Source organism: Marisediminitalea lipolytica, assembly GCF_001758465.1.
In the GTDB taxonomy this organism is placed as follows: Bacteria; Pseudomonadota; Gammaproteobacteria; order Enterobacterales; family Alteromonadaceae; genus Alteromonas; species Alteromonas lipolytica.
In genome coordinates, this window is the sequence record NZ_MJIC01000010.1 from 344,734 (window position 1) to 370,475 (window position 25,742).

A 25,742-nucleotide genomic window follows, 5' to 3' on the forward strand; every position below is an offset into this window, starting at 1 on the left:
AGAATTACGTTGCCTGCATAGCGTATAATAAAAATAATCATACAAATAAAGCAAAAGTTCAGCCGGGTGATGTCGCGTTAGAGTATACACGCCGGGTTGAGTCAAAAAATCCTACAAAGATAACTTTCACGTTTTGTTGAATTCTGGCGGCGTATAGCTTCCGCTAACATTTTAAATTCACAGTTTGATTATCGTCACTTTTAAGGTTGTTTATGTCTGCACCTCAATATAACCAAGGCGCAGCGGTCTGGCCTATTCTTGCCATGGCGCTGGGTACATTTGTACTGGGACTCACGGAGTTCTCGTCAATGTCAATGTTGCCGCTGATCGCCGGGTCATTCAATGTTACGCCAGCCCTGGCTGGCAACGTGATCAGCGCCTATGCCATTGGCGTGGTTATCGGTGCCCCCTTGTTTATGCTGCTGACCAATAAAACCAACCGTCGTACGGCGCTGATTATCTTTACCGCCATGATTGGTATTGGTAATGGCCTGAGCGCAATCGCATCCTCGTTACCGGAGCTGGTGGTGTACCGGGTGTTATCGGGATTACCTCATGGCGCTTATTTTGGCACCGCGTTACTTGTGGCATCCGCCATGGCGCCTAAGGGCCGCCGGGCTACTTATATGTCTAAGGTATTTGCCGGTTTAACCATTGCTACTATTGTGGGTGTGCCCATGGCAACGCTGGTCGGACAAAATCTTAGCTGGCGTGTATGTATGGCTATTGTGGCAACGCTGGCGCTGATCACCATGTTTTTGATTTATCGTTTGGTCCCCAGCAGCCCGGTGACTAATCCAACCCGTATCCGGGAAGAATTTGGTGTATTAAAAAACAAACTGGTGTGGTCAATCTCAGGCATTATTTTTGTTGGTTTTGGCGGCGTATTCTGCATTTATACCTATCTGGCCGATACCATTATCAATGTAACCGAAACCCCGGAAATCACTATCTCTATTGCTATGATGATGTTTGGTATTGGGACAACCATTGGCAATCTTGTGATCAGCAAATTAGCCGATCGCTCACCGTTAACCACCACAGGTATTGCCTTGCTGTGCAGTGTGGCGATTGCCATTATGTATGTGTTTGCGGCCACTAATATCTGGTGGTTGTATATTACGGTGTTCTTGCTTGGTGCCAGTGTTGGGTTAGCAGCGGTCATCCAGTCAATGCTTCTGGATGTATCACCCACGGGACACGCCATGATTGGCGCCCTGGTGCAATGCGCGTTTAATACCGCCAACGCAGTTGGCCCCTGGATGGGCGGTGCTATGCTGGCTTCCGGTGCGGCGTTTAACGAAACCGGATATGCCTCAGCCTTGTTATTCCTCGGCGGCTTCGGCATGTGGGCGTTAAGTTATCTGCAAATGCGTAATCGCGAGCTGCTCCCGGCCGCGCAGTAATCTTGTCGAACCGGAGGTCAGTTGACCTTCGGTTTATCCTGTCAAATCCGTCATTTATCCAATTTTAATTTATCGCTGGTTGCATGCCTGTGACGGACACGGCATGCTGGGTTATTGTCAGGACGCCTTACCCCGGCTCTTTGTTTTGCCTTAACAACAGAGCCAGACCCGAACCGGGCTTAATTTGGATAATTTCATGAAAGTATTTGCAGTCAGCCTGCGTTGGCCGCAGTGGCGTTATGTCCTGCTGTGCCTTTTTGTGTTCGCGCTTAGCGCGTGTGGTAAAGCTCCGCTGTCGGAGACCTCAGCCAGCGAGGAAATGGACACGGAAATTCGCTGGGACACCTTTGGCGTTCCGCATATTTATGGCGATAGCGCCGAAAAGGTCTTTTATGGTTTTGGCTGGGCTCAGGCGAAGAGCCAGGGCGATATTATCCTGCGCTTGTATGGTCAGGCCCGGGGAAAGGGGTCTGAATACTGGGGCGAGGAATACGAAGAAACCGACACCTGGTTACTGGGAAATGATGTGCCAGAGCGCGGTAAGCAATGGTATTTGCAGCAAACCACTCAGTTTCAGCAAAACCTTGATGCTTTTGCCGCAGGAATCAATGATTACGCCAGCAAACATCCCGACACGCTCGCCCCTGACGTCTTAAAAGTGCTACCGGTCAGCGGTATTGATGTGGTTACTCACGCGCACCGTTTAATGAACTTTATTTATGTGGCTTCGCCAGCCAGAGTGGTTGGCGATCAGGCTCCGCCTTTTAAAGCAGGCTCTAATACCTATGCGGTCATGCCGTCTAAGTCTGCCAGTGGTAATACTTTGTTATTGCAAAACCCCCATTTGCCCTGGGCAACTGGTTTTTTTACTTACTATGAAGCGCATTTAGTGGGGCCTGATTTTGAAATGTACGGCGCTACTCAGGTAGGGCTGCCGGTAATTCGCTTTGCCTTTAACCAGCGCATGGGTATTTCCAACACCGTAAACCGTATCCCCGGTGCCACCACTTACCATCTTACCCTTAAAGAAGATGGCTACCTCTTCGATGGCGAGGTGTTGCCATTTGAGACTACCGAAAAGACGTACCGGGTATTACAGCAAAACGGCACGCTTAAAGAAAAAACACTGGCTGTGCGAAAGTCAGTTCATGGGGCGGTGTTTGAAAGGCAAGATGGTGAAACAGTCGCATTGCGCGTTGCTGGGCTGGACCGGCCGGGTATGCTGCAACAGTATTTTGATATGTTGCAGGCAACAAGCTTCGCTGAATTTACTACGGTAATGGAAAGGCTACAGGTGCCAACGTTTAACATTACCTACGCTGATAAAGAAGGCAATATTCAGTATCTTTACAATGGCATTCTGCCCAAACACGAACAAGGCGACCTGGCTTTCTGGACCGGTTTGGTGCCTGGTGATAGTTCTGAGTATGTGTGGAATGAAGTCCATGATTACGCGGATCTGCCTAAAGTCATTAACCCCGAAAGTGGATTTGTCCAAAATGCTAACGATCCACCCTGGCTGGCAACTTATCCGCCGGCCTACAGCTATAACGATTATCCCCCTTATGTCGCCGTCGAAGGGCCCATGTCATTTCGCGCCCAGAATGCGGTTAAGATGATGGCCGAAAGTGGCAAACTGAGCATGGCTGATTTTACGCAGATCAAAACGTCCACCTATGCCCTGATGACCGAGCGTGTGTTGGACGACCTACTGGAAGCAGCTGAGTTTAGTGAGGATGAACTGGTACAGCAGGCGGCAGCCGTGCTCGCTGAATGGAACCGGCATTTCGATGAAGATAATCGTGCGGGCGTATTATTTGAAAACTGGGCAGAGCTGTTTGCTGGTAAGCGCTCGGGTTTTGCTAATCAGTCTAATTATGCCGTGCCCTGGCTGGCAGACTCTCCACTCTCAACGCCCTATGGGTTAAAGGATCCTGCGTTAGCGGTAGCCATGCTGAAAGAAGCTGCTGAGAATACTTTAGCCACTTATGGCCGTATCGATCCGCGTTTTGGTGATGTGTCGCGTTTTATTATCCGGGATAAGGATGTGCCTGGCCACGGTGGTTATGGCAATCTGGGCGCGTTTAACGTGATCACCTGGTGGGACCCGGATGGCGATGGTATTCGCGAACCGCGCCATGGTGAAACCTGGGTTTCCATGGTGGAGTTTTCGACGCCGGTTAAAGCAAAGGGCATCATGGCGTATGGTAATTCCCGCCAGGTCAGCTCAGCGCATTATGCAGATCAGCTGGAACTGCTGGCTCGCGATGAGTATCGAACACTATGGCTACAGCGAGAAGAAGTGGAAGCACACACAGAAGAAACTGAGTGGCTGGAACGTTAATTACGTTGAAAAACGCAAAAGGGCACGCAGCGTGCCCTTTTCTATGCAGCGTTCAGGCTGCTTAAAACGCGCTGGGGTTTAACCCACCATCAAGCAGGATATTCTGTCCGGTAATGTAGCCGCCAAACTGGCTGGCCAGGAAAGCACAGGTATTACCAAACTCTTTGGGGTCGCCAAAGCGATTGGCCGGAATCTTAACCGCTAACTCGTTGGCTACGGTTTCTTTGTCGTTGCCGGTGCGGGCCATACCGGCACTTAAAACACCGTCTAATCGATCGGTGGCAAAGTAACCCGGCAGAATATTGTTGATAGTGACATTTTTATCCGCCACGGTACGGGCAATACCGGCCAAAAAAGCCGTTAACCCGGCACGGGCGCCGCTGGATAAATCGAGGCCAGCCACCGGCATTTTCACCGTCATGGAAGTGATGTTGATAATGCGACCAAAGCCACGTTCCACCATGCCATCGAGCACTTTTTGCACCAGATTAATCGGTGTGAGCATGTTCATGTTAAGGCCATCAACCATTGCGTCGTTATCGAGTTCGCGGAAATCTTTTAGCGGCGGACCACCATTGTTATTAACCAGAATATCGGGCGCGGGGCAGGCTGCGAGTAGTTTTGCCTGACCGTCTGCGGTGCTCACGTCACAGGCAACGGGCGTAACTGTTACCCCGGTGGCACTCGCAATTTCTTCGGCTACCTGAGCCAGTCGCTCAGCGTTTAATCCGTTGATCACCAGGTTCACTCCGGCCTCTGCCAGTGCCTGAGCACAAGCCCGGCCCAAACCTCGGCTTGAGGCGCAGACGATAGCCTGCTTACCTTTAAGTCCTAAATCCATACAACCAATCCTTATCTGTAGTGACCTGTGGCATGTTGCCAGCAGGCTGATAAACCATAGTTCCTCATCTTACCGGCTTGCAGCGCTATGAAAAGGAGCTCTGTCGTTAATTTAGGCGAAGTCAGCGAGCGGGTTAGCTATGCGCTTGCGGACTAGGAAGTGGTGGCAATGAGATATAAACGCTGAAGTCATTGTCGCTATCGCCGGGAGAAGTGGTCACGGTTAGCTCACCCTGATGAAATTCAACAATACGCCGCGCCAGAAACAGGCCCTGACCAATCCCCAGAGGAGCTGCCGCGCTATTTGGTTCGGCTAGCGGAGGAGTCACTGAGGTATTACTGATTTGATTACTGAATCTGAGTGATTGATGCTCAAGTGAAATCGTCAGCGTGTTATCACTGCCATGATAGTGGGCATTTTCAATCAGATTGCGAAACAGCAGGTAAAGCAGGGTCTCATTAGCGACGACCTGGTAATTATCGGGCACCTCAATGTTCAGCTGAAAGTCGGGCCGCAATCCGCTTAGAGATAGTGTCATGGTGACATCTTCTAACACACTCAGCACATTAAGCGGGCGCATTTGCCGGCTCTCTTCCCGGGCCAGGGCGGTCAGTACATCCAGCGTTTGGGTGAGTTTACTTAACTGGTCTCGAGCCTGTTTTTCATCGTCGTGTGATAACGGGCCCGTTTGATTAAGCGTGTTTTGCAAAATACTGATCGGCGTTCTTAATTCGTGGCTGATATCCCGGGTAAACTGGGTTTCGCGATCAAGCAGGTCGGTGAGATTGTGCCACTGTTTTTCGATAGCGCGGGCTAAAAAGCCCACTTCGTTATCTGGCAGACTGGCGGTAAATCCGGCCGGAAATAACAGCCGAGGGGTATCGCTTTCCACCCGTTGGCGTAAGCGGTTAAGAGGTGCGACGATTTTTTCAATACGGCGCATCAGAAGCCAGGAACACAGAGCAAAAATCAGCGTGCCCAGAAAGGCCACCCCCGCTATATTCAGCGGCCAGACCTTGTTGGTTACCGTAAAAGCATCCACTTCGGCATACAGCAGGGCTTCCAGCCCGTTAATTTGCAGCGGCACAATGTGAATGTTGCCAGCCTCGGTAATAAATTCGATCCGTTCCGGCTCCTTGTTATGCATCTGCTGAACAGATGCTGGCAGGCGTTGCCAGCTGCTAACAATTTTCATCCACGGATAGCGGGGCAGGGGCAGCGCACCAGTGGCCTGATATTGCTGTTCCAGATATCGCGCCTCGGTTCTTATCTGCTGGTTAATGACATTGTCTTCGATAAGATAGCCGTACAACTGAGTGAATCCGGCAAAAATACACAACAGCACGAGCGTATAAAGCAAAAACAGCCGTTTTATTTGTTGGCCAATCTGCTTCATAACGACGCCTGCAAACCAAATCCTACACCATGAATGGTTTTTAGCATGGGAAAGTCGAAGGGCTTATCTAACTGCTGGCGGATGGTATAAATATGCGATTTCAGCACGTCGCTGTTGTGAATATCATTACCCCACACCCGCTCTATGAGTTGCCGCCTGCCAAGCGGCATGGGATGCGCCTTGGCCAGTGTTATCAGTATTGCCTTATCGGTGGCAGACAGATGTAACACCTGTTGCTGACGACTCACGGTATTGGTGACTAGGTCAATGGTCATCTCACCAATAACCAGCTGTTTGGCCTGGTGCAGATCGCGCCGTCTGGCCAATGACAAACATCTCACCAGCACCTCGTCGGGCTGGTAGGGCTTGGTTACATAGTCATCGGTGCCCGCAGCAAAACCCGCCAGTTTGTCGCTCAGCGCAGTGCGTGCAGTAAGCATTAATATCGGCAGCACAGACTCAGCCGTTTGCTTAATGCGCCCGCACAGCTCAATACCGTCGGTGTCGGGTAAGGTCAAATCAAGGATCACCACATCGTACTCAGCGTCTGCTACCTGCCTGAGCGCATCCCTGCCGGTGCTTACCACGTCAATGATGTGGCCGGCATCAGTTAAAAAGCGCTCCAGTTGCGCTGCCAGCACGGCATCATCTTCAACTATCAGTATTTGCAAAAACTGTTTCATAGGGTTGTAGGTGGCGGTTTCAATACCTTAAAAACTCTCACAGGCGATGCGCTAAAACAAGTGATTGCCGCGCTGTTTTTGCAATCTTGACCTTTTCTTGAAGTTTGCTTTGCTAAGGTTTGCCGCATTACTCAACAACAGGAATTAATGAGCAATGAGAACAGGCATTATAGTGTTATTGCTATGCAGTTTATTGGGGTGTGGCGGCATGAAAGACTGGATCCACCCGGATGTGGATAAAGCCTTTACCGGGCAAACTTTCACAGCACAGCAATTACAGCAGGATCTGGATTATCTGGTGGCTACCATGAGTCGCCGTCATCCGGCTTTTGAGCAGTATGTCGACAGCGTTGGGTTATCTGCTCAGGTTGAACGTCTCAGCGCTCAGCTTAAAGATGGCATGACCCGAAAGCAGGCATTTGCGGTATTCGGTCAGCTAACGCCGTATTTTAATGACGGCCATTCAATTTTGTTTCCGCTGCTGGCCGAATTTACCTATGCTGAAGAAGCTGGCGTTCAAACCTTTCCATTCGGGGTGACCGTGCGGGATGGAAAAATACGTCTGGCCCGCTCTTACCAGCGTAGTGACAAGCAGAAGACACTGGCCGCGGGCAGTGAAATTATAGCCATTAACGGTCATGCAACCAGCGAGATTATTGCCCGTCTCACGCCACTCAGTCACGGTGAGTCGCCGGCGCTGCGTGAGAGCATGCTGTCGCTACTGTTTCATTACTGGTTATTTGCGGTATTTGACGTAAAAGGCGACATACAGCTGGCAGTTAAGGATAACGGCCAAACCACCACGCTAACTCTGCGAAATGACCAGCAGTGGGAGCGGGCAGGCGCCGGGCAGGATGATAATGAACTGACATTTATCTCACCGCAGGTAGCCTATTTACGCATTGAATCGTTTGACGTAGATACTGAGCAGGCCGCTTATGATGCCTTTATCGACGCATCCTTTAAGCAAATCCGCCAACAGGACGCGCAAACCCTGATCATTGATATCCGTGGCAATACCGGCGGGCAATCGGATGCCGGGGCGAAAATCATTCAGTACCTTACCGATAAACCGGTGCCGCAAGGCTCTGTAGCTATCGAAAAACTCAATAGCGATACTAACGGCTGGTTTGGTTACCGGGGCGAACCGGGCGAGGTAATTGAGTTGAGCGTAGAATCTGATGGCATGATTGAACCGGTAGAGCCATCACTGCAATTTAAGGGGGATGTGTGGGTGGTTATCGATCGCATGAGTTATTCTGCGGCTATCCTGTTTGCCACCACCATTCAGGATAACCAGCTTGGCAAAACCATGGGCGAACCTACCGGTGGCTATGCTAATCAAACCGGTAACCTGACACCGTTTTATTTACCCAACACACGTTTGCTGATGCTCGCGCCCGGCCGTTACATTGTGCGCCCCTCGGGCGACAGAGCGAAGCAGCCGGTAATGCCAGACGTCAAATTAACCGATGAAGCGCTGGCCAATCCGCTGACCTGGTTTAAGGCGCATCCTTTACCATCGACATAATTTGCCCCATCGTTGCGATAAGTCACAAGTTGAGTCTGCTAACAGGCTCAACTTTCTTATAAATTTCCGTATACTGGGGAACAGATAAAGTCCAAAAACCTCGTGCAAAACATCTTTATCTGTAATGAAGCCAGCGTAAGACTGGTACTGACAATCAGGAGTACCCTATGCCTGCCCCGATAAATACATTCAAACAGGCAATCACCGGTGACACAGCACAAATTGGTTTGTGGCTGGGACTGGCGAATAGTTATACCGCGGAATTACTGGCCGGCGCTGGTTTTGACTGGCTGCTAATAGACGCCGAACATTCACCTAATGATCTGCGAACCATTTTGGAACAGTTGCAGGCCATTGCGCCTTATCCTGCGGTACCCATCGTGCGCCCGCCGTGGCCGGACGCCGTCCGCATTAAGCAAATCCTCGATTTGGGCGTACAAACTATCTTAGCGCCCATGGTCGATACTGCAGAGCAAGCCCGTGAAGTAGTGGCTGCAACCCGCTATCCGCCGGAAGGGATCCGCGGCGTAGGCAGCCCGCTGGCCCGGGCTTCACAGTTTAACCGCACCAAAGATTACCTTGAAACCGCCAACGGTCAGGTTTGTGTGCTGATTCAGATTGAAACCGTCACGGGTGTCGAAAACCTGGATGCCATCCTGCAAGTCGATGGCGTCGACGGCATATTTATTGGCCCGGCCGATTTAAGCGCGTCCATGGGCTACCTTGGCGATCCGGGGCATGATGAGGTACAAGCGGTTATTGAAACCTGTATTGCTAAAATTGTAAAAGCGGGTAAAGCGCCGGGGATTTTAATCGGTGATAAACAGCTGGCGGCACGGTATATCGAATTAGGCGCTATGTTTGTGGGAGTTGGAACCGATACCGGGCTGTTACTGAATGCTTCTGCTGCGTTAGCAGAAGCGTTTAAACCTGAACTGGTCACCCCCGTCCCACAGAACGGTAAACGCTCGGTTTACTAAATGAGCAGGCACAACATGCGCGTTGTCCAGCCGGTTAATTTTACTGACTGGTTGCGCGCTATTGTTGTAGTTTAACCCGCAGTAAATCATCGCCGGGGTTTTGCGGCGCCAGCCAGCGATAATCCAGCCAGCCTTGTTGAGATTGTTGCAGATAATCAGGCTGTGGCTGCCGGTTCAGAGCATAATAAATGGCTAACGGCGTGGCGTTATTGCCTATGTGTTGAACCAACGAATCCAACTGCTGCTGTTGCGTTGTTGTAAGGGCATCGAGTGCATCAAGCGCCGCGAAGCGCTGGGCGGTGTAAATATTTACCGTGCTGCCCTGGGGCGCTGTAGCATCAGCGAGTCTATCCGCCAGTGCCCCGGTTTCCTGTGTAGTAATGTAATTATCGAATACCAGCGGCAACAAACTGAATATCCGATTATCCAGCAAGGGGAGCTCCAGCATTAATTGACGGGCAACTTCAGGCGCTTCACCATGCCGGGCAAAGCGTAAAAAGCCCTGCCAGAATCTCGCCTGTGGGCTGTCGCCCAGTAAGCTGGCGGTTTGTTTAAACCAGTTGTCAGCCTGCGCAGTGTCTCCCGCTTCCATAAACAGCAGGCCAGTGTACGCTGAATTTACCGGTGATGCCGGGTCAATGTCCGCCGAGCGCTGCATGCTGGCCAGCGCCCCATTGATATTGCCCTGGCGATGGTAAGCTTTAGCCCGCCATACATAAGCCCAGGTATAGTTGCTATCGATGCTGATAGCGCGTTCAACAGCGGTGAGGGCCTTGGAAAACTCGCCTCGCCAAAAGTGCACTATGGCCAGATTTACATTTATCCAGGGCGAGAGCGGGTCGAGTTCATAAGCCTGTTGGGCGCGCTCAAGTGCAGCATCAAACTGATTGCGGGCTAATTCCAGCTCGGAATAAATATACAAAGCAGCAGTATGTTCGGGCGAACGTTCCAGAATGGCGTTCAGGGTTTGTTCGGCAACGCCAAAATTACCGGCCGCAGTAGCTATTAGTACTCGTGCCAACAAGGCGTTGGTGTCTGTCGGGTTACTTTGTAATGCGGTGGCAATGGCCGCGTTAGCTTTATCCAGAGCTTCTTCGGCGGGCATGTAGGCGTCATGAAAGTCGTGACGGGCGTATATATAGGCCAGCTTGCCGTGGGCGGCGGCAAAATCCGGATCGATCTCCACGGCTTTTTTAAAGGCGGCTTCCGACTGATAAAACCACTCACTGGTTTTGCCATTCATCAGCCAGTAATTGCCTCGCAGGTAATATTGATAAGCTTCCACATTGTCAACGGTAGCATCCACTATGGGAGTCGCGGAGTTCTGTGGTAATAACGCCTGGTTGATTTGCCGGGCAATGTTTTGCTGAATGGCAAACAGGCCGGATGCCGTGTTGGTATAACTTTCAGACCAGACTACCCGATCGCTGCCTGCATCAACCAGTCGCACGGCTATTTTAAATTCATCGTCAATGCGCCTTACGCTGCCTTCAACCAGATACCGAACATTCAGGGTACTGGCTACTTCGCTCAGGCTATTTCCGGCGTTGCTGTTGGTGGCAGCCAGGGTGGAATAACGGGAAGGCACGTCGAGATTCTGATTGCGGGTTAGCGAGTCGGCCAGTTCTTCGGTGATGCCATCGGCAAAATACAGGGTGTCATTGTCGTTACTTAGCTGGCGCAGTGGCAACACTGCTACGGCGATACGTTGTTGTACTGCTGCGGAATCGGTGTTGCTGCGCAGTGTGTGGTTAACAAAAAAAGCGGTGATAGCCAGCATGATAAACAGCGTGAATGCCACTACTACCGATTTAATACTCACTGTTGGGGCAGGCGACAGGTGCTGCTCTTTTTTAGCCGTCGGCGTATTCTGTTCAACCGTCAGTGGTGCGGGCTCAGGCTGCGGCGCAGGCTCTTCGGCTTTTACAGGTATCGCTGGTTTGCCGGACGCTGATGCTGGTGTTGTTTTGGCTGTCGGCGGGTTACTGGCATTGGTATCATTTTGCCAGCTGACTTCACCGCGCAGGCGATAGCCTTTTTTAGGCACGGTCTGAATAAGACGACGCTGCTTGCTGTCGTCCAGTGCCTGGCGCAACTGCGAGATAATCCGGGTTAACGCTTCTTCAACCACGACCCGGCCATTCCATACCTCGCGCAGCAGTTCGCTGCGTTCTACGGTATCACCGGCATGCACGGCTAACAGATAAAGCACGTGCATCGCTTTGGGCTCAATTCGCTTAATTTCTTTGCCCGCTCGAATTGTATGATCGCCAATATCCACCACAAAGGTGTTTATAGTGAAGCATCCTTTGCCTGGTAATGGCTTAAATGACAATCTGACCGCCCGATTTTTTCATTAGGTTTTCTTGTAACTAATTATAATATAAGAATTAAAATAATCTATTAGCAATTCTTTAGGATTTAATTTGTTGTTCATCAGGCCAGTGCGTCAGTCCTGCCACATACTCAACCAAAATTTAAACAAGTAGTGGCCTTTCGGTTAACAAGCGCTTCAGCATGTCGACGGCGAATAGGCTATCAAAAAAACTGTCGTTGTGTTGAGGAAATAAACTATGTCTTTCATTAACCGCATCAAAAAGCCGTTGCTCGTTGCCGTTTGTTGTTCTTTTACTGCTGGCGCGATGGCCGGTACCCAGGTAGCCAGCGAAACGTTTCACTTAAAAACCAGCTTTAAGGATGTTAATGGCGTTCGCGAAATCGAGCAGGGTAATTATGTAGAAGGGATTGCCCGTACTAAAGCCGCCCTTGCACGCACTACGGTAGGCGTAAGTCGTTTACCTTTACTGAATAACCTGTGTGTGGCTTACGTTGCCATGGGCGATCTGGAAAGCGCGAAAGCGCCTTGTGACGAAGCGGTTGAAGTCAGCAACAACGATGTGTTTGCCCTTAACAACCGTGCTGTGATGCATTGCCTGGCAGATAATACGCCGGCGTGTATCGCTGATTTAACCCAGGCAAACGACCGCAAAACCAAACAACGTATTGTGGCGCAAAACCTGGAACTGGCTAAGTCACGCGACTTACTGACCAAAAACTAATTGTAACGATTTTCCCTCTGTGAGCTGTAGCCCCTGCCTAATGGGGTTCTTGTTGGAGTGTTGGTAACACGGATTACCGTTTTATACTCCACAGACTGTTAATTCAGTCTGCGGCCCCGGCTATGCCGGGGCTTATTTTTTTGTCGGGGAATATTTTTGCAGTTTACGCTGCAGGCTTCGCCGGTGCATGCCAAGGGCTTGTGCAGTGCGTGTTATATTACCCTCGTTCTCAGCCAGTACCCGTTGAATATGTTCCCATTCTGCTTGTGCTACGGTAAGCATGGTTGGCGCCGGTACACTTTGCGCAATGGTTTCTGTCCCCAGTTTGCCTAACAACTCGCTAAAGCTGGCCGGTTTGGCCAGGTAATCCGTTGCACCGCGTTTCATGGCGGTAACCGTAGTGGCAATACTGGCGTAGCCGGTCATGATGATCAGATGTTCAGGCTGATAATGACGCTTTAACTCTGTTATAAAATCCAGGCCAAGCTCATCACCCATCATCATATCCAAAAAAATGGCGTAACAGCGGCCGGGCCGGGCAGCTAATGCCTCGCTGGCCTGACTAAACGTGGTTGCCGTGTAGTTTCCGGTGGCGTTAAAACGGCGGGCCAGAACGCTGGTCAGGCGATTGTCATCATCGATAATGATAATTGATTTAGTCATCGGTGTGTTTGCCATAGTGGTGCAGCGGTAGCTCAATAAGGGTGGTAACCATATCGTTACTGGTTTCCCAGCTTACCGTGCCGCCACATTTTTCTATGGTCGCGTTAGACAATACTGCACCTACGCCAAAGCCTGATTCACTGGCAATAAAACGGTTACCCAGCAGTTCTTTGGGAAACTGATGATTGTCATCCAGCACATTACAGATAGTCAGTTGTAACCGTTGTTGGAGAACTTCGGCATTGACGTTTACGCTTTGTCCGGCGCCGCCATCACAAGCGTTTATTACCACATTAGCCAGTGCCGGAACGAGGGTGCGGTCGCCAGTCACTATGCCCGAAAGATCCGCTGTTTTGGGCCAGCTAACGCTGGCTTCAGGGCGTGCCAGAATAATTAAATGGCGGATAGAATCAATGAGGTCTCGTGGCGTAAATTCACTGGTGCGCGATTCACGTACGTCATCGGCAATGCCCCGCCAGTTGCGTAACATTACTTCCAGCTGGGAAAACTGGCTGTCGAGCTCGGCCAGTAACGCCGGGGTTTGCGCTTCGGACATCTCTTCCAGTATCAGCCGCATGGTTTGTACTGGTGTAGCGGCATCGTGGGTAAGCTGGGCGGCCGCGGTGCCGATGGCCAGCAGTTGTTCGTCGCGCAACTGCCGTTCGCGTAATTGCTGGATTGCTGCGGTTTTACTGGCGAGTTGCAAGCGAAAGTAATAAATCACGGTGGTCACCAGTAAGCTGGTGAGGATAAAGCTCAGGACCATGCCTTCGGCATGATTTTGCATCATCTCGCCATGGTGCTGAGGCGGGGGAAAAGCCAGTTGCAAACTTTGGCCAAGAATACTTGCGCCCAACACTATAAAACCGCTTTTAAACGGTAAAAACATGAGGCCGAGCACTAAAGGGACTAACAGAATGCTGCTAAAGGGGTTACTGGCGGCGCCGTTCAGGGCAATAGAGGTATTAACCAGCATAATTTCCAGCAGTACCAGCAATAGCGTGGTTCCGGGCGCTGGGCGGTGGCGGCCAAAAATCAGCAGATAAAGCAGTAATAGCATAGCAAAACCTGTTTGCGTGAATGCGGGCAGTATATCGGTATTTTGTTACTGGTGCTTGATGAAGCGCAACTCGGGTTAAAAAAGGTAAAGGAGTGGCATTCACTGTCCGCAACAACAAGTGAGCCAAGCTGCCACTCCCTTCTACCTGTTAAAACTTAACCTTTATCCCGGCGAAGACAGCGCGACCCATACCCGGAACAGCAATGCCATAGGGAATACCATTGAGCGACATTGTCATGCCCTGACCGGTATAAGCGCCCGCCGTTGGATTAAAGTAAAACTTATTTGTCAGGTTCTCGATACCTGCATCGATACGAACTGTGTCCCATTCGTGACTCACCTGCAAATTGAGCAAGCCATAACCAGCAGTGGCTATTTCGTTACGAATGGCTGACGTATCATCTTTGTTATCTACCACAATCCATTCCAGAGAGCTGTGCCAGCCGTTTAACTGGTGGGACAGACTCAACGAACCCTGTAACGGAATTATCTGATAAAGGCCGCTGCCCGTGTCTTTGTTCTCGCCGTCGGTCAGACTCACTGTGCCGTTAAGCTGCCAGTGACCACCGGGGCCATGGCTGATGTGCCAGTTACCTTCGATATCAGCACCAAAAATTCGGGCCGACTGGTTGTCGTAGCGCAGCACGTTAAACTGCCCGGGCATCCACATACTGTTGGCGGCAATCACATCAATGTAATCGGTGATGTCGGTATAGTAGGCTGAAATGCTAACGTGATTTTGGTCTTTATCATGCCAGTTGAGACTGGCCGAAACCGTTTGCGCCTGCTCTGGCTTTAGGCTGGCATTGCCCACATAGCCGTTGCCGTCACCCGTCAGGTTGTTCATGCCTGCTGCCATTGCCCAGGACGACCAGGTGTATTTTTCGTACAGATTGGCAGAGCGCACTTTGTGGGCATAGCCCAGTTCGGCACTGAGCGAATCACTCGCGTGATAGCGGGCAACCAGGGTAAAGTCGAGGTTATGGTCGGTACTGCCGCGGTCTCCCTGATTAAAAGCAGTGGCCTCTGCCAGCTGCATCCCCGGAGCCATAACGCTCATGGCGTAGCCGGTAACGTCATCTGTTTGCATAGCGACGTTTTCGTAACGCATGCCATACAGCAACATCCAGTGGTGCGAAGCAGCATGCTCGCGCTCCAGGTACACAGCAATGCGGTCTCGCTCCCCATTATTGATATTTAAAAATGTGCCGGGTCCCATGCCGCCGCCAGACGGTGTCCAGTAGTCGTCCAGGCGATATTGCTGCAGCTCAACCCCCAGTCTTAGTACGTCATTTGCCGCCAGTACATAGTCGGCTTTTACGGTCAGGCCGTTGTTATCAGACTGACTGTACATTGGCATACCAGCCGCGCAGGTACCTTCGGGATCACCCTTAAAACGAATCGGTTCGCAGGGTGAACCCATCCTCGCGTTGGTACCGTACCAGAACTGTTTGTCGGCACCAAAATTCATCATATGCTCAACCCGTTCATGATAAAAACGGGTGGTGAGCTGACCCCAGTCAGTGTCGCGATACCAGGCCAGATTCAGATTAATTTGTTCGTTATTCAGCAGGTCCATTCGCTGGTTTGGATAAAGCTGCAGGGGCATATTCTGATAGTTCAGGCGCGCATCAATACTGTTGGTACTATTGACCTGCCAACCAAGACGCAACTGATGATTTTGGGTTTCATAGGCGCTTGAGCCTACCTCGTCGGGAGCCAGATGCCCGGTTGCTGCCGCCGTTTTAAAGTCTGCCGCGGCAGTATAGTTGTCGGCCTCTGTCCAGTTACCCTGATAGCTGAGTAGGACCGTGTCGGTGGTATAGCGTAACAGCAGGTTAGCCCCTTTGGCCTGATTATTACTGCGGTAGAAACCACCCAGCTCGCCGTCAAACTGCGTTTCTCCCCGAGGTAAAAATTCGGCCGGAAGAGATTCGGCAATAATGGTACCGCCCAGGCTGTCGCCACCTACGCTTACTGGTGAAATGCCCGTGTACACAGTAAGCAAATCCACATCACTCGGGGCCAAATACGACAGCGGCGGGTTCATGTGGTTGGGGCAGGAGGCAATCAGATCCATGCCATTAACTTTAACCCGCAGGCGATCGTCGCTGAGGCCGTGAATTGCCGGTAAACTGGATAATCCGCCGGTGGCATTCAGGTGCACACCGGGCAGGCCGCGCATTAAGGCTGCAGTGTCACCACTGGCGCTGCCTTTACGTTCTATTTCGCTGGCAGTTAAGACCGATGTATGGCCCGCCAGGGTCTGCCCATTACTGCCTTCCACGGTTATGTGTTCAATATGATCCGGGGTATTGGCCAGTGCTAAAGTGGAAAAAGCCGGCAGAGCCAGAGTCAGAGCTACGGCAATATAACTAGGCGTAAACGCGCCAGGCAAGGGGTGTGTCATGATTACTCCTGATAATGACCGCCAGGCTAATTTTTATTAATGTGTGGCCTGACTTCGTAGGTCAAATAACTGGGGCAATAATAACGAAAACAGAGGTTTAGCCAATGCGACATATTGTCGCACCTGACCCGGGCACAAGCTGATGTTATAGCAGGCTGATCGTTTTATTGTCGCCGGCCAGTTGCTGGCAACCCAGCCGGTAACCCGCTTTCAGCTGGTCGCTACTCAGATGGAAGCGTTCAGCCTCGCTGACTGGCGCATCTGGGGAGCATCGCAGTATGCATTTTCCGCAGGTGCCTCCGCCACCACATTCAGACGGTAAATGGATAGCCTGCCTGGCCAGGGCATTAAATATACTGGTATCGGGAGGAGTGGTCAGAGTCATAATCTCTGGTGAAGAGGTGCTGGAAACTTGCAGTGTATGATGACTGCCTGTTTTGCTGGACTTGGTTATTACGCTGCGTTTTAGCAGCAAATAGCCGCCTGATAGTGACAATATGGCAGTCATTGTTGCAAATGCAATAATCAGCCAGTGATTAAATGACCCCGTACCGGTGTAATCCATAAAATGCAGAGTGAACATGAGATCGTCAAATCGCTGATTGTCATTGGTGTATTTCACTACATGGCCGGTGAGCGCATCCAGGTAAACACTGGTATGTAAATCGTCGTTAAAATTAACCTGCCACAGTGGATTTTGCTGGCGGGGTAAGTCCTCGATAGGCGGTGAAAGCAACCGGGGCTGTTGAGCAGAGGCATCGCCCGAGTAGGCCAGGCTTGCGATACGACTGACTAATGCTGGCGTTATTTGCCAGGATTTACCGCTTCTGGCATCAAATAACAGGCGTTCCTGTTTAAAGTAATTATGCGATGGTTGGTTGTAATAAAGCGCATAGTAAGGGTTACCCAACACCCAGATAACTTTTGCCGCTATCGGTGCTGGGGCCTGTAACTGATTCAACGGGAACAGGTCGATTCCCGGAAGGTAGGCCTCATGCTGCACCGCCTGACGCGTGGTGATATTGGCGGCGCTGTCCATCAGACTATTAAAATAGAGTCCGGTGCCAAGCCAGATAAGTAACTGAATACCCACTATCAGTGCCAGCCATTTATGCCATAACGCAATAACCAGACGCATCAGGACGTGCTCCGTACACTGTGGGCAGTGAGCCGTAATATCAATAACAGAGCACCACTCAGGGCGGCAAACAGACCCGCCACGCTGAGTATCAGCAGTAACGGATTGGCAACGTTTTCACCGTCATCGTAATCCATAATGTGTAAACGCCACATCCAGTCAAACAGATACCAGTAGTTGTGCCGGTGGCGGATGATGCGGCCGCTTTGTTGTTCAATATACAGAGTGGAGGAGGCAGCATCGCTAAAGGTAACCACCCACAGTGGTCGTAACTGACCACGGGCATCCCGGCTTATTAAAGGGTTAACCGAGACTAATTCACCGTTGCCAGTATAGGCTGCGGTAGCAATCGTGCTGGCTTGATTTGCAGTGATTTCACTCTGTGGGAGGCCGCTTCGAGCACTAATCAGGTGTATTCGGCGTTGCCCTGATGCAGAACGAAACCGGTATACGGGTTGGTTTAATAACGTAACAAGCTCGATGTTTGAGGCATCGGGATAGACTTGCAATAATTCTGCGAGGGAAAAGCGGATATCACTTAGCGGTAGTGTTTGTGCTTCAGCTCGGGTGAGTGACTCACCATGAATAAAGTGAATATCCATGCAAACCATGTACAAACCGGTTAAGGCCCACAGGATAAACTGCAGGCCGGTAAATCGCATAAGCCATTTGTGTGAGGTTCTGGCCGTTTTGATCACTACCGCTGGTTCCGCTAATCAAAAGGTCAGAAAACCATATTTTAGCAGCAACTGCAATTGCGTTTATGCTTCTCCATTTTACCTACGCCGGGATTAAAGGTATTAGTGGGGTCAATGCGTCGGTAAAATTCAGCCAGGCCTTCTTCGGCTTTGTATAAGTGCCCAACATTGTGCTCAGCCGGGTATTTTGCACCGCGGCTATCCAGGATGCGCAGCATTTCGGCCTTAACTTCTTTGGCATCCACGCCTTTTTTCAGTACATAATCCTGATGGAATACATGGCAGAAAAAGTGGCCATAGTAGAGGGATTTATCAATTTTATCGGCCAGGCTGGCAGGCAGTTTTTCAACCCAATCCTGCTCGTTTCGGCGCAGGGCGATATCCAGCGCCAGAATGTCGCCCACGTCTTTTTGATGTAGTAACTGATAGCGAACAGCTGCACCAGCGGCGGCAAAACGGTGCAGAAATGCGCTGCTGGATTCGGTATCGGTACATTCAAAAAAGTCACCGACTTCTTCATTGCCGGCAAAAAACGTCGGCAAAAATGCCCGGGCTTCAGCAATGCCTTCATCACTCATTTTTAAAATCAGGTGATGCTCGTATTTTTCCCGGTAGGTCAGCATGCGGTCGGGCAGGTGCTCACGCAGTAAGCCAGCGGCACCTTGCATAATGCGGTCGGTAAGATAATCCGGCACAAAAGACCACTTGTTTAACACGGCATCGATACGGCCTTTCAGAGCAAACATTTTAGGCAGGCGATCGGTACCCAGGTGTTTAACACTTAAAAACGTGTCCTTACCGTACTTCGCGGCAATGTCGAAAATATCGCGATGAATGTATTCGCCCACTTCAGGTAAGTGAGTAAATTCAGCGAGGATATGACGGCGCAGCCGGGTCAGGGTATCGGGATTGTTAGTGCCGATGTAAAAGGTTTTCTCTTGCTTTGCTACGGCAAAGGTATCCAAACGCACGGCAAAAACGGCCAGCTTGCCGGCACAGCCACTGGCTTCATACAGCCGGGTGGTATCGGCATTAAAACGACTGGGTGTATCGGCATCCACGTCGCGCAACCGTTCAGCGTAATCCGATGCACTGGCTTTTCGGGATGTGGGAGATACCTGATGTTCAAATCGGTCATTTTCCAGATTGGTCAGTATCTCTTCTGGCGTATCACCGAGCTCGATGTCCAGATGATTCACCAGTTCCAGTTTACCCTCTGCGGTTACCTGCGCGAATAACGCCATTTCAGTGTAGGCCGGTCCGCGTTTAACCAATGCGCCACCAGAATTGTTAGCGACACCGCCAACCACGGAGGCACCAAGGCAGGATGAACCAATTACCGAGTGAGGCGCGCGGGCCAGAGGTTTTAATGTGGTTTCCAGTTTATGCAGGGTAGTACCCGGAAAGCTGAGCACTTGTTCGCCGTTGCCCAGCACCACCAGTTTATCCATCGCCAGGGTGTTAATGACCACCACCTCACGATCATAGTCATCACCGCTGGGGGTGGAGCCTTCAGTCAGGCCGGTTTTGGCGGCCTGCATAATAATAATGCAGTTGTTGTCCACACAAACCTGTAAAACCTGCCACAGAGTCAGCAGTGATTCTGGGAATAACACCGCCAGTGCCGAGCCCGAACCAGAGCGCCAGCCGCAGCGATAATGCTCAGTGCGGCGATCGCCGGTAGCAACCTTGTCCTCGCCTAGTATACGCACAAACTGCGCGACGATAGGATTATGACTCATTTTTTATCTCCTTTACTGACAGGAAAGCTCTGGCGAACTGAAGCGTAATTTTCTTATTCATCATTAGTGTAATGGTCCACTCAGGTTGAGGCCATACAGAGCCAGCATCATTAATACGCCGGATAGTGCCACATAATAAAAGGTGGGTAACAACGTTTTACGTAAAGTGGTGCCCTCCTGTCCGAGCAGGCCTACCGTAGCACTGGCCGCAACTACGTTATGAATGGCTATCATGTTGCCGGCTGCGGCGCCTACTGCCTGACCGGCAATAATAATGACGGGGGAGAGGTGCAGGTTCATAGCCGCTTCAAACTGAAACTGGCTGAACATCATATTTGATACTGTGTTTGACCCGGCAATAAAAGCGCCCAGTGCACCGATGGTAGGACTGATAAGCGGAAAGGCATCACCAAATAAATCGGCAAACAGCAAAGCGCTGGCCATTGGCATACTCGGCAGTGCTGACAGGTTTACCCCCGAATTGATAAACAGTCTGACCATAGGGATAGTGAACATCAGCACAAAGCCTGCACCGATAACGGTTTTAGTCGATTCTTTAAATGCCGAGTTAAAAATGTGCTGGCGGCTCTTACCATGGCGCTGAATAACCATGGCCGCTAATGCAGCGATAAGCAGTAATCCACCGGGAAGGTAAAGCGGGCTGAAACTGGCGCTGACGCCTTGCTCGCCGAGGATATCTGACCAGCCGATACTGATACTGCTTAGCAGCGCTTTAACATCAGCAAACACACGAGAAATCACCAGTAAAACGGCTACCAGAACATAGGGCGTCCAGGCGCTAAACTGTGACATGGGGTGTTTGCCTACGACCTCTTCTGCGGAGATATGCAAAATGCCAGACCATTCGTTGGGCCACTGCGCTTTTGGTTCAAAATCCCAGATTTTAGCTGGCATCAGAAAGCCGCGCTTAGCGGCATTGACCACTACTGCCAGACTGAATAAACCGCCAATCAGGGAGGGGAATTCCGGGCCAAGGAGCACACCGGTTATCGCATAGGGCAAGGTAAACATCAGGCCGGCAAACAGGGCGAAGGGGACTATGGCAAAGCCTTCTTTCCAGCTACGATTAGCACCGAAAAAGCGAGTAAGAAAAATGACCATCAGTAAGGGCATCAGAGTCCCGACTATGGCGTGAAGCACCGCCACATTGGTGGTGATCAATTGAATAAACTGCGCCCAGGTCCAGCCTTCCTGCGCCAGTAACCCGGTGATAGCGGTGCTGTCCAGACCATTGTTTACGCCAATGATAATCGGCGTGCCAACAGCGCCAAAGGACACTGGCGTACTTTGCACCATCATGCCAATCATCACTGCGGCCAGGGCCGGAAACCCCAGCGCGACTAAGAGTGGCGCAGCAATAGCCGCGGGGGTACCAAAACCCGAGGCGCCTTCCAGAAAAGTGCCGAAACACCAGGCAATAATAATGGCCTGTACCCGCCGGTCAGGTGAAACCTGGGCAAATCCATGACGAATGGTCTGGATGGCACCCGTATGTTTTAAAGTATTGAGCAGGAATATGGCACCAAAGACTATCCATAGCACCGAAACGGTGACAACGAGTCCCTGTAAAACGGATGCGGCAATACGCTGACCACTCATGTCCCAGACAAAAAATGCCAGTAAGGCGGTCATTAGCAGCACCGCAGGCATGGCCCGTCTGGCTGGCCACTGAAGTCCAAGTAATAGCAGCGCTGAAAGGCCAATGGGCAGTAGTGCCAGCAGGCCCAGAGTGACTTCGCTCATGGTAGTTCTCCTTGCGTGTGCGTGAAGGGCAGAGTGCAGTATTGTTGTTATTTTGCTGGCAAACCTGTATCTGTTTTTGTGGTGTCAGGATCAGGTCGTGGCCTTAGCTTAATTGCTGGGGGACTCTACAATTGTGCAGCCCATTAATATATATTCATATGAAATATGATTGTTTCCTTTTTTGCATAAATAAAAAGGCTCAGGGAAGAAAGTGATGGTTAAAGCGGATGATATGTTGCTGTTTGTGCAGGTGGTGGAAGAGGGCTCATTTTCCCGGGTCTCTGCCCGCTACGAAATCACCCTGTCGGTGGTCAGTAAACGTATTGCAAGACTGGAAAAAGCGCTTAATGTTCAGTTGCTCTATCGTACGACACGCAAGCTTAGCCTGACCGATGCGGGCCAGGCCCTGTATAAAAAGGCTAAGCTGGCACAGCAGGCTTTACAGGATGCTCAGGATGTAGTGACCGGTTACAGTGACGATGTCCGGGGCAGAATGAAAATCACCATGCCAGTGGTGACGGCCAATCTGGTACTGAGTCAGTCATTAATAGAATTTTGCGAACAATACCCGGGGATTGAGGTGGAGTTACAGGTCACCAACCGGGTTGTGGACATTCTGGATGAAGGCTTCGATCTGGCAATTCGAACGGCCAACCTGGCCGATTCGTCACTGGTTGCCCGGCGACTGGTCGACTCTAACTGGGTTGTCTGTGCCGCACCGCAGTATCTGCAAACTTATGGTATACCGGCGCATCCCGATGAACTGACCCGGCATCACTGTTTACTCTACAAGTATGAAGGGACCAAACCAGAATCCTGGCTATTTCGTCTCGATGGGCAGGATACGCCCATGGCAGTGCAGGGGCGCTACCGCACTAACACACTGGATACACTAAAACATGGTGCCATGGCAGGGTTTGGTATTGCTTATTTACCACGCGCGCTGATTTATGAAGAACTTCAGGCGGGAAAACTGGTGTCGTTGTTAACGCCCTTTGTTGCCAAAGCATTGGGGATTTATGCAATTTATCCGAAAGCCCGTCAGCCTGACAAAAAGCTCGCCCTGATGGTCGAGCATTTTCGTCAGGCGTTACAGCGTAAACAGCAGTACTTTGCTTAAAAAGCCAGCTGAGCGGAGAATTGCAGATAATCGGAATCCACAGCAATGATGCCCTCGTCGTCGATGGCGTAATTGCCGTATTCAACGCCGACTTTTAAATGGTTATTTAACTGCTTAATCAGGTTGATCCCCCATTGTGAGCGCTCCATTTCCAACACATCGGTTTTAGCTGCGCCGTAATAGGCAGTAGAACGCAAGGTGTCGCTCCAGAAGTGGCGGTAGGAAAAGCTGTAGGCCAGGGTTTCTTCTACTTTTACTTCATCGCTTACGGGATCAACCACAATATCGGTAGTCATAGCCGCCGATGCATAACGACCGGGTTTTCCACCTGTAACCTGAAAACGAAAGTCATCTTTGCCCACGGTTCTAATCACACCGGCGATATTGGCCGCTGCTGAAGTCTTGTCGATACCGCCTTCATCCACCTGGCGCACCATGGCAGCCACCGATACCCAGCCCCAGTCGGCTCTGTGAGTGTAGCGGGTGATAAAGTCCGGAATGGATTCGTCCGGGTCGGCCTGGTCACCGCTTAAGCCTACGGCACTCGATGGCGTACCGACATCGCCGTCACCCCAGGTTTCCGGGTTCTCGATGGCAAACTCCCAGTTACCATAGGTGTAACGAACCAGCACCGCACGCATAAACGCTTCGCCAACAAACGGGCCACCAAAGTCTAACGTTTCTGGCATGGAATGAACGGGCATAAAGGTACTCCACGCCTGACCTGCCAGCCAGTTCTGATAGGTAAAGTACATGTGGCGCAAACGTGGGTTAGAGGAGTTGCTGATGATTTCGTTACCGCCACCACCATAAAAGTCGATTTCGACAAACGCGCTGATATCTCCGTAATCCACCTTCATATTGACTCGGGATTCGCGAACGTTGAAACCGGTATGCGAGGTATCAGTTGGCTCGCCACCGGGATAGTTAGCTACCCAGTAGTCCTGGTAAGCTATATCACCGTTAACATGGCGAATGTCCATTTTGACGTAGCCACCCACCGAAACGGTGGCTTGTTCGTCACCTTCGCCGCTTTTATAAATTTCGATTGCCTGAAGTGGTGTGGCTAACAGTAAAGTCGATAAACCCGCTGCCGCAACAGCGCTTAGTTTGAATGCATGCATATGAAAACCATTTTTATTGAGTGTGAAAAATCAGCCACGTACTGTACGAATAATCGATGTGGCGATATATGCTAAATGAAGAACATATTGTTTCTAAAAATACATAAATGAACCGAGTGGATACACCATTGAAGAAACACCTGACGCAATGCCGCAGGCCTCAGGATAAATCCCAGTATAGGTAATGCCGACAAGGAAAATACTGATACAGGTCAAACACCTGGAATTAGGATGTAAGCCTGAAATCCGGCCGGCAGCTTACCTTTATAGTGAGGTTTTGTCGCGGTTTTCGTAGCTTCAAACTGGTGTTTGTCTAAAAGCTGAACTAAGGTGTTAATAGAGTGATATAAGAATAACAATGTACTGTAAAAACAGCGACTAGGGCAGTTATTCAAAGGTAATAAATGATTGTGCCAATGAGTGAATGGGGTAATATACCGGGCATAGCTAAGCATAAATAACTAAATCGAGCATTGTGAACTCAAAGTCGTCGGTAACATTACTGGAACTGGAACCACAGGAAATCAGATACGCCAAGGTCATCTCGGGTGTTTCGCCCATGGTATTGCGTCGCGTATTTGGTGCCTGGATATTTTTTGTGGCCCTTATTGCCGGTCTGGTGACGGTCGCCCCCGACCTGTCGCTTAATTTTATGGCCATGACCATAGCCGTACTGATGATTTTTACCGTCGTTATCTTCTATCAGAGTCGTATTTCCGAAGGCTGGCCCGCCATAATTCATTACCATAATCGAATTGGTGTGGTGCAGGATCCCGTTGCTCGCCGCTTTTTGATGGTCTCTGATTCGCTGGTTACCGATGCCAGACCGCATATTCTCAAACCTAATAAGAAAGCGGTGGCCATTGAGATTGACGATAGCGCGCTGAGTGATAAAGATAGAGCGTTAATGCAGCAGGCCATCTGGCCTGAAGATAATCAGCTGATTGCGTTAAGTTACTTTAAAAAGCGCGAAGACATCTGTGCATCGGTCAAACAGGTCGCTGGCCTGTAAAGGCCGCTACGGACTGAGTAAATAGTTCACAGCGTTGAGAAATCGCTACACTTATTGCTATCAATCTTGCTTTATTTTTCATAATATCCCTTTAAAAACAACACGTTAAATTCCGGCCTGATCCTCGCAACAGTTTCTCCGACTTTTTGAATCGGAGCGCGACTATGAAACGTTCAGTACTATCTTTAATTGTCGCTGGTGTGATTGCCACCGGCACCGCCGGTCCTGCTTTCGCTAGTGCCAAATGGGAAGACAAAGCCAAAGATGCATGGATAGATGGCAAGGCAGAAGCCACCTTACTGTTTAACACCCACTTAAATTCCTTTGATATTAATACTGATGTGCACGACGGCGTAATCGTCCTGACTGGCAAAGTCGACAGCAGCATTGACAAAAAGCTGGCTGAAGAACTGGTTATCGGTATAGATGGCGTGGTGTCGGTAGATAATCGGTTGTCCATTGTTGAGAGTGTTGATGAGCCCTTGATTAGTGAGCAAACCAGTAATGATCTGACCGATGCAAAAATAGCCACTGTAGTGAAATCCCGGTTACTGATGGACTCGGATATCTCCGGGCTGGATATCGATGTTGATGTTGCAGATAAAAAAGTGACGTTGTCAGGTTCGGTAGACAGTGAGGCAGAACGTGCCCTGGCTGTGGAAATTGCGAAAAATGCGTCACAGGTCGAAGCTGTCGACGATTTACTCGAAGTAAACGAATCAGAATAACCCTCAAGCGGTCGGCCGTTCTGGCGTCCGCTTTTTTTACGCC

The 25,742-nt window shown here is 50.5% G+C and carries 20 protein-coding genes; 8 read left to right on the plus strand and 12 right to left on the minus strand.

Annotated elements, in window-relative coordinates; translation table 11 throughout:
- The first annotated feature begins 212 nt into the window (after positions 1-212).
- Together BFC17_RS07060 and BFC17_RS07065 are read left to right on the plus strand one after the other, a co-directional pair.
- The gene (locus BFC17_RS07060; protein ID WP_070175751.1) at positions 213-1,406 is read left to right on the plus strand and encodes an MFS transporter; all 1,194 of its coding nucleotides are present in this window, start codon (positions 213-215) and stop codon (positions 1,404-1,406) included.
- A 196-nt stretch (positions 1,407-1,602) separates the two neighbouring features.
- On the plus strand, positions 1,603-3,750 hold the full coding sequence (locus BFC17_RS07065) for a penicillin acylase family protein (protein WP_070175752.1): 2,148 nt from the start codon (positions 1,603-1,605) through the stop codon (positions 3,748-3,750).
- A 61-nt stretch (positions 3,751-3,811) separates the two neighbouring features.
- Here the strand turns inward: BFC17_RS07065 and BFC17_RS07070 are convergent, their stop codons facing one another.
- The 3 genes from BFC17_RS07070 to BFC17_RS07080 form a co-directional block, all read right to left on the minus strand.
- Positions 3,812-4,591 carry an SDR family oxidoreductase gene (locus BFC17_RS07070; RefSeq protein ID WP_070175753.1) on the minus strand — a complete coding sequence of 260 codons (780 nt, stop codon included), beginning with the start codon at positions 4,589-4,591 and terminating at the stop codon, positions 3,812-3,814.
- A gap of 133 nt (positions 4,592-4,724) precedes the next feature.
- Positions 4,725-5,987 (minus strand): sensor histidine kinase, encoded by a 1,263-nt coding sequence (locus BFC17_RS07075; RefSeq protein WP_070175754.1) that lies wholly within the window; start codon positions 5,985-5,987, stop codon positions 4,725-4,727.
- Complete coding sequence (locus BFC17_RS07080; RefSeq protein WP_175439539.1) at positions 5,984-6,658, minus strand: response regulator transcription factor; 675 nt, start codon at positions 6,656-6,658, stop codon at positions 5,984-5,986. Before BFC17_RS07080 ends, BFC17_RS07075 begins: the two co-directional genes overlap by 4 nt.
- 166 nt (positions 6,659-6,824) lie before the next feature.
- Between BFC17_RS07080 and BFC17_RS07085 the strand changes: the two genes are divergently transcribed.
- A complete protein-coding gene (locus BFC17_RS07085; RefSeq protein WP_070175756.1) occupies positions 6,825-8,201 on the plus strand; it encodes a S41 family peptidase in 1,377 nt (458 codons plus the stop codon).
- A 167-nt stretch (positions 8,202-8,368) separates the two neighbouring features.
- Entirely contained in the window at positions 8,369-9,181 is an 813-nt protein-coding gene (gene hpaI, locus BFC17_RS07090; protein WP_070175757.1) for a 4-hydroxy-2-oxoheptanedioate aldolase, read from the plus strand.
- A gap of 58 nt (positions 9,182-9,239) precedes the next feature.
- On the opposite strand, the gene BFC17_RS07095 is transcribed toward hpaI, so the two are convergent.
- Complete coding sequence (locus BFC17_RS07095) at positions 9,240-11,516, minus strand: tetratricopeptide repeat protein (protein WP_139142020.1); 2,277 nt, start codon at positions 11,514-11,516, stop codon at positions 9,240-9,242.
- Between the two features lie 238 nt (positions 11,517-11,754).
- On the opposite strand from BFC17_RS07095, the gene BFC17_RS07100 reads away from it, so the two are divergent.
- Positions 11,755-12,240 (plus strand): hypothetical protein, encoded by a 486-nt coding sequence (locus BFC17_RS07100; RefSeq protein WP_070175759.1) that lies wholly within the window; start codon positions 11,755-11,757, stop codon positions 12,238-12,240.
- Positions 12,241-12,372: 132 nt separating this feature from the next.
- Here BFC17_RS07100 and BFC17_RS07105 read toward each other — a convergent pair whose 3' ends face one another.
- The 7 genes from BFC17_RS07105 to BFC17_RS07135 form a co-directional block, all read right to left on the minus strand.
- The gene (locus BFC17_RS07105; protein WP_070175760.1) at positions 12,373-12,903 is read right to left on the minus strand and encodes a response regulator transcription factor; all 531 of its coding nucleotides are present in this window, start codon (positions 12,901-12,903) and stop codon (positions 12,373-12,375) included.
- Positions 12,896-13,963 carry an ATP-binding protein gene (locus BFC17_RS07110; RefSeq protein WP_083271626.1) on the minus strand — a complete coding sequence of 356 codons (1,068 nt, stop codon included), beginning with the start codon at positions 13,961-13,963 and terminating at the stop codon, positions 12,896-12,898. The genes BFC17_RS07105 and BFC17_RS07110 overlap by 8 nt, the downstream gene beginning before the upstream one ends.
- 148 nt (positions 13,964-14,111) lie before the next feature.
- A complete protein-coding gene (locus BFC17_RS07115; protein WP_070175761.1) occupies positions 14,112-16,373 on the minus strand; it encodes a TonB-dependent receptor plug domain-containing protein in 2,262 nt (753 codons plus the stop codon).
- Positions 16,374-16,518: 145 nt separating this feature from the next.
- Positions 16,519-17,511, minus strand: coding sequence for a PepSY domain-containing protein (locus BFC17_RS07120; protein ID WP_070175762.1), 993 nt, complete (start codon positions 17,509-17,511; stop codon positions 16,519-16,521).
- A complete protein-coding gene (locus BFC17_RS07125; protein WP_070175763.1) occupies positions 17,511-18,209 on the minus strand; it encodes a hypothetical protein in 699 nt (232 codons plus the stop codon). Before BFC17_RS07125 ends, BFC17_RS07120 begins: the two co-directional genes overlap by 1 nt.
- 41 nt (positions 18,210-18,250) lie before the next feature.
- Positions 18,251-19,951 (minus strand): D-lactate dehydrogenase, encoded by a 1,701-nt coding sequence (gene dld / locus BFC17_RS07130; RefSeq protein WP_070175764.1) that lies wholly within the window; start codon positions 19,949-19,951, stop codon positions 18,251-18,253.
- A gap of 63 nt (positions 19,952-20,014) precedes the next feature.
- Complete coding sequence (locus tag BFC17_RS07135; protein WP_070175765.1) at positions 20,015-21,715, minus strand: L-lactate permease; 1,701 nt, start codon at positions 21,713-21,715, stop codon at positions 20,015-20,017.
- 214 nt (positions 21,716-21,929) lie between these two features.
- Between BFC17_RS07135 and BFC17_RS07140 the strand changes: the two genes are divergently transcribed.
- Positions 21,930-22,835 (plus strand): LysR family transcriptional regulator, encoded by a 906-nt coding sequence (locus BFC17_RS07140; protein ID WP_083271627.1) that lies wholly within the window; start codon positions 21,930-21,932, stop codon positions 22,833-22,835.
- Here the strand turns inward: BFC17_RS07140 and BFC17_RS07145 are convergent.
- Positions 22,832-23,959, minus strand: coding sequence for a DcaP family trimeric outer membrane transporter (locus BFC17_RS07145; protein WP_070175767.1), 1,128 nt, complete (start codon positions 23,957-23,959; stop codon positions 22,832-22,834). The genes BFC17_RS07140 and BFC17_RS07145 overlap by 4 nt on opposite strands.
- Before the next feature lie 475 nt (positions 23,960-24,434).
- Between BFC17_RS07145 and BFC17_RS07150 the strand changes: the two genes are divergently transcribed.
- Together BFC17_RS07150 and BFC17_RS07155 are read left to right on the plus strand one after the other, a co-directional pair.
- Complete coding sequence (locus BFC17_RS07150) at positions 24,435-24,971, plus strand: hypothetical protein (RefSeq protein WP_070175768.1); 537 nt, start codon at positions 24,435-24,437, stop codon at positions 24,969-24,971.
- A 164-nt stretch (positions 24,972-25,135) separates the two neighbouring features.
- On the plus strand, positions 25,136-25,699 hold the full coding sequence (locus BFC17_RS07155) for a BON domain-containing protein (protein ID WP_070175769.1): 564 nt from the start codon (positions 25,136-25,138) through the stop codon (positions 25,697-25,699).
- The last annotated feature ends 43 nt before the right edge of the window (positions 25,700-25,742 follow it).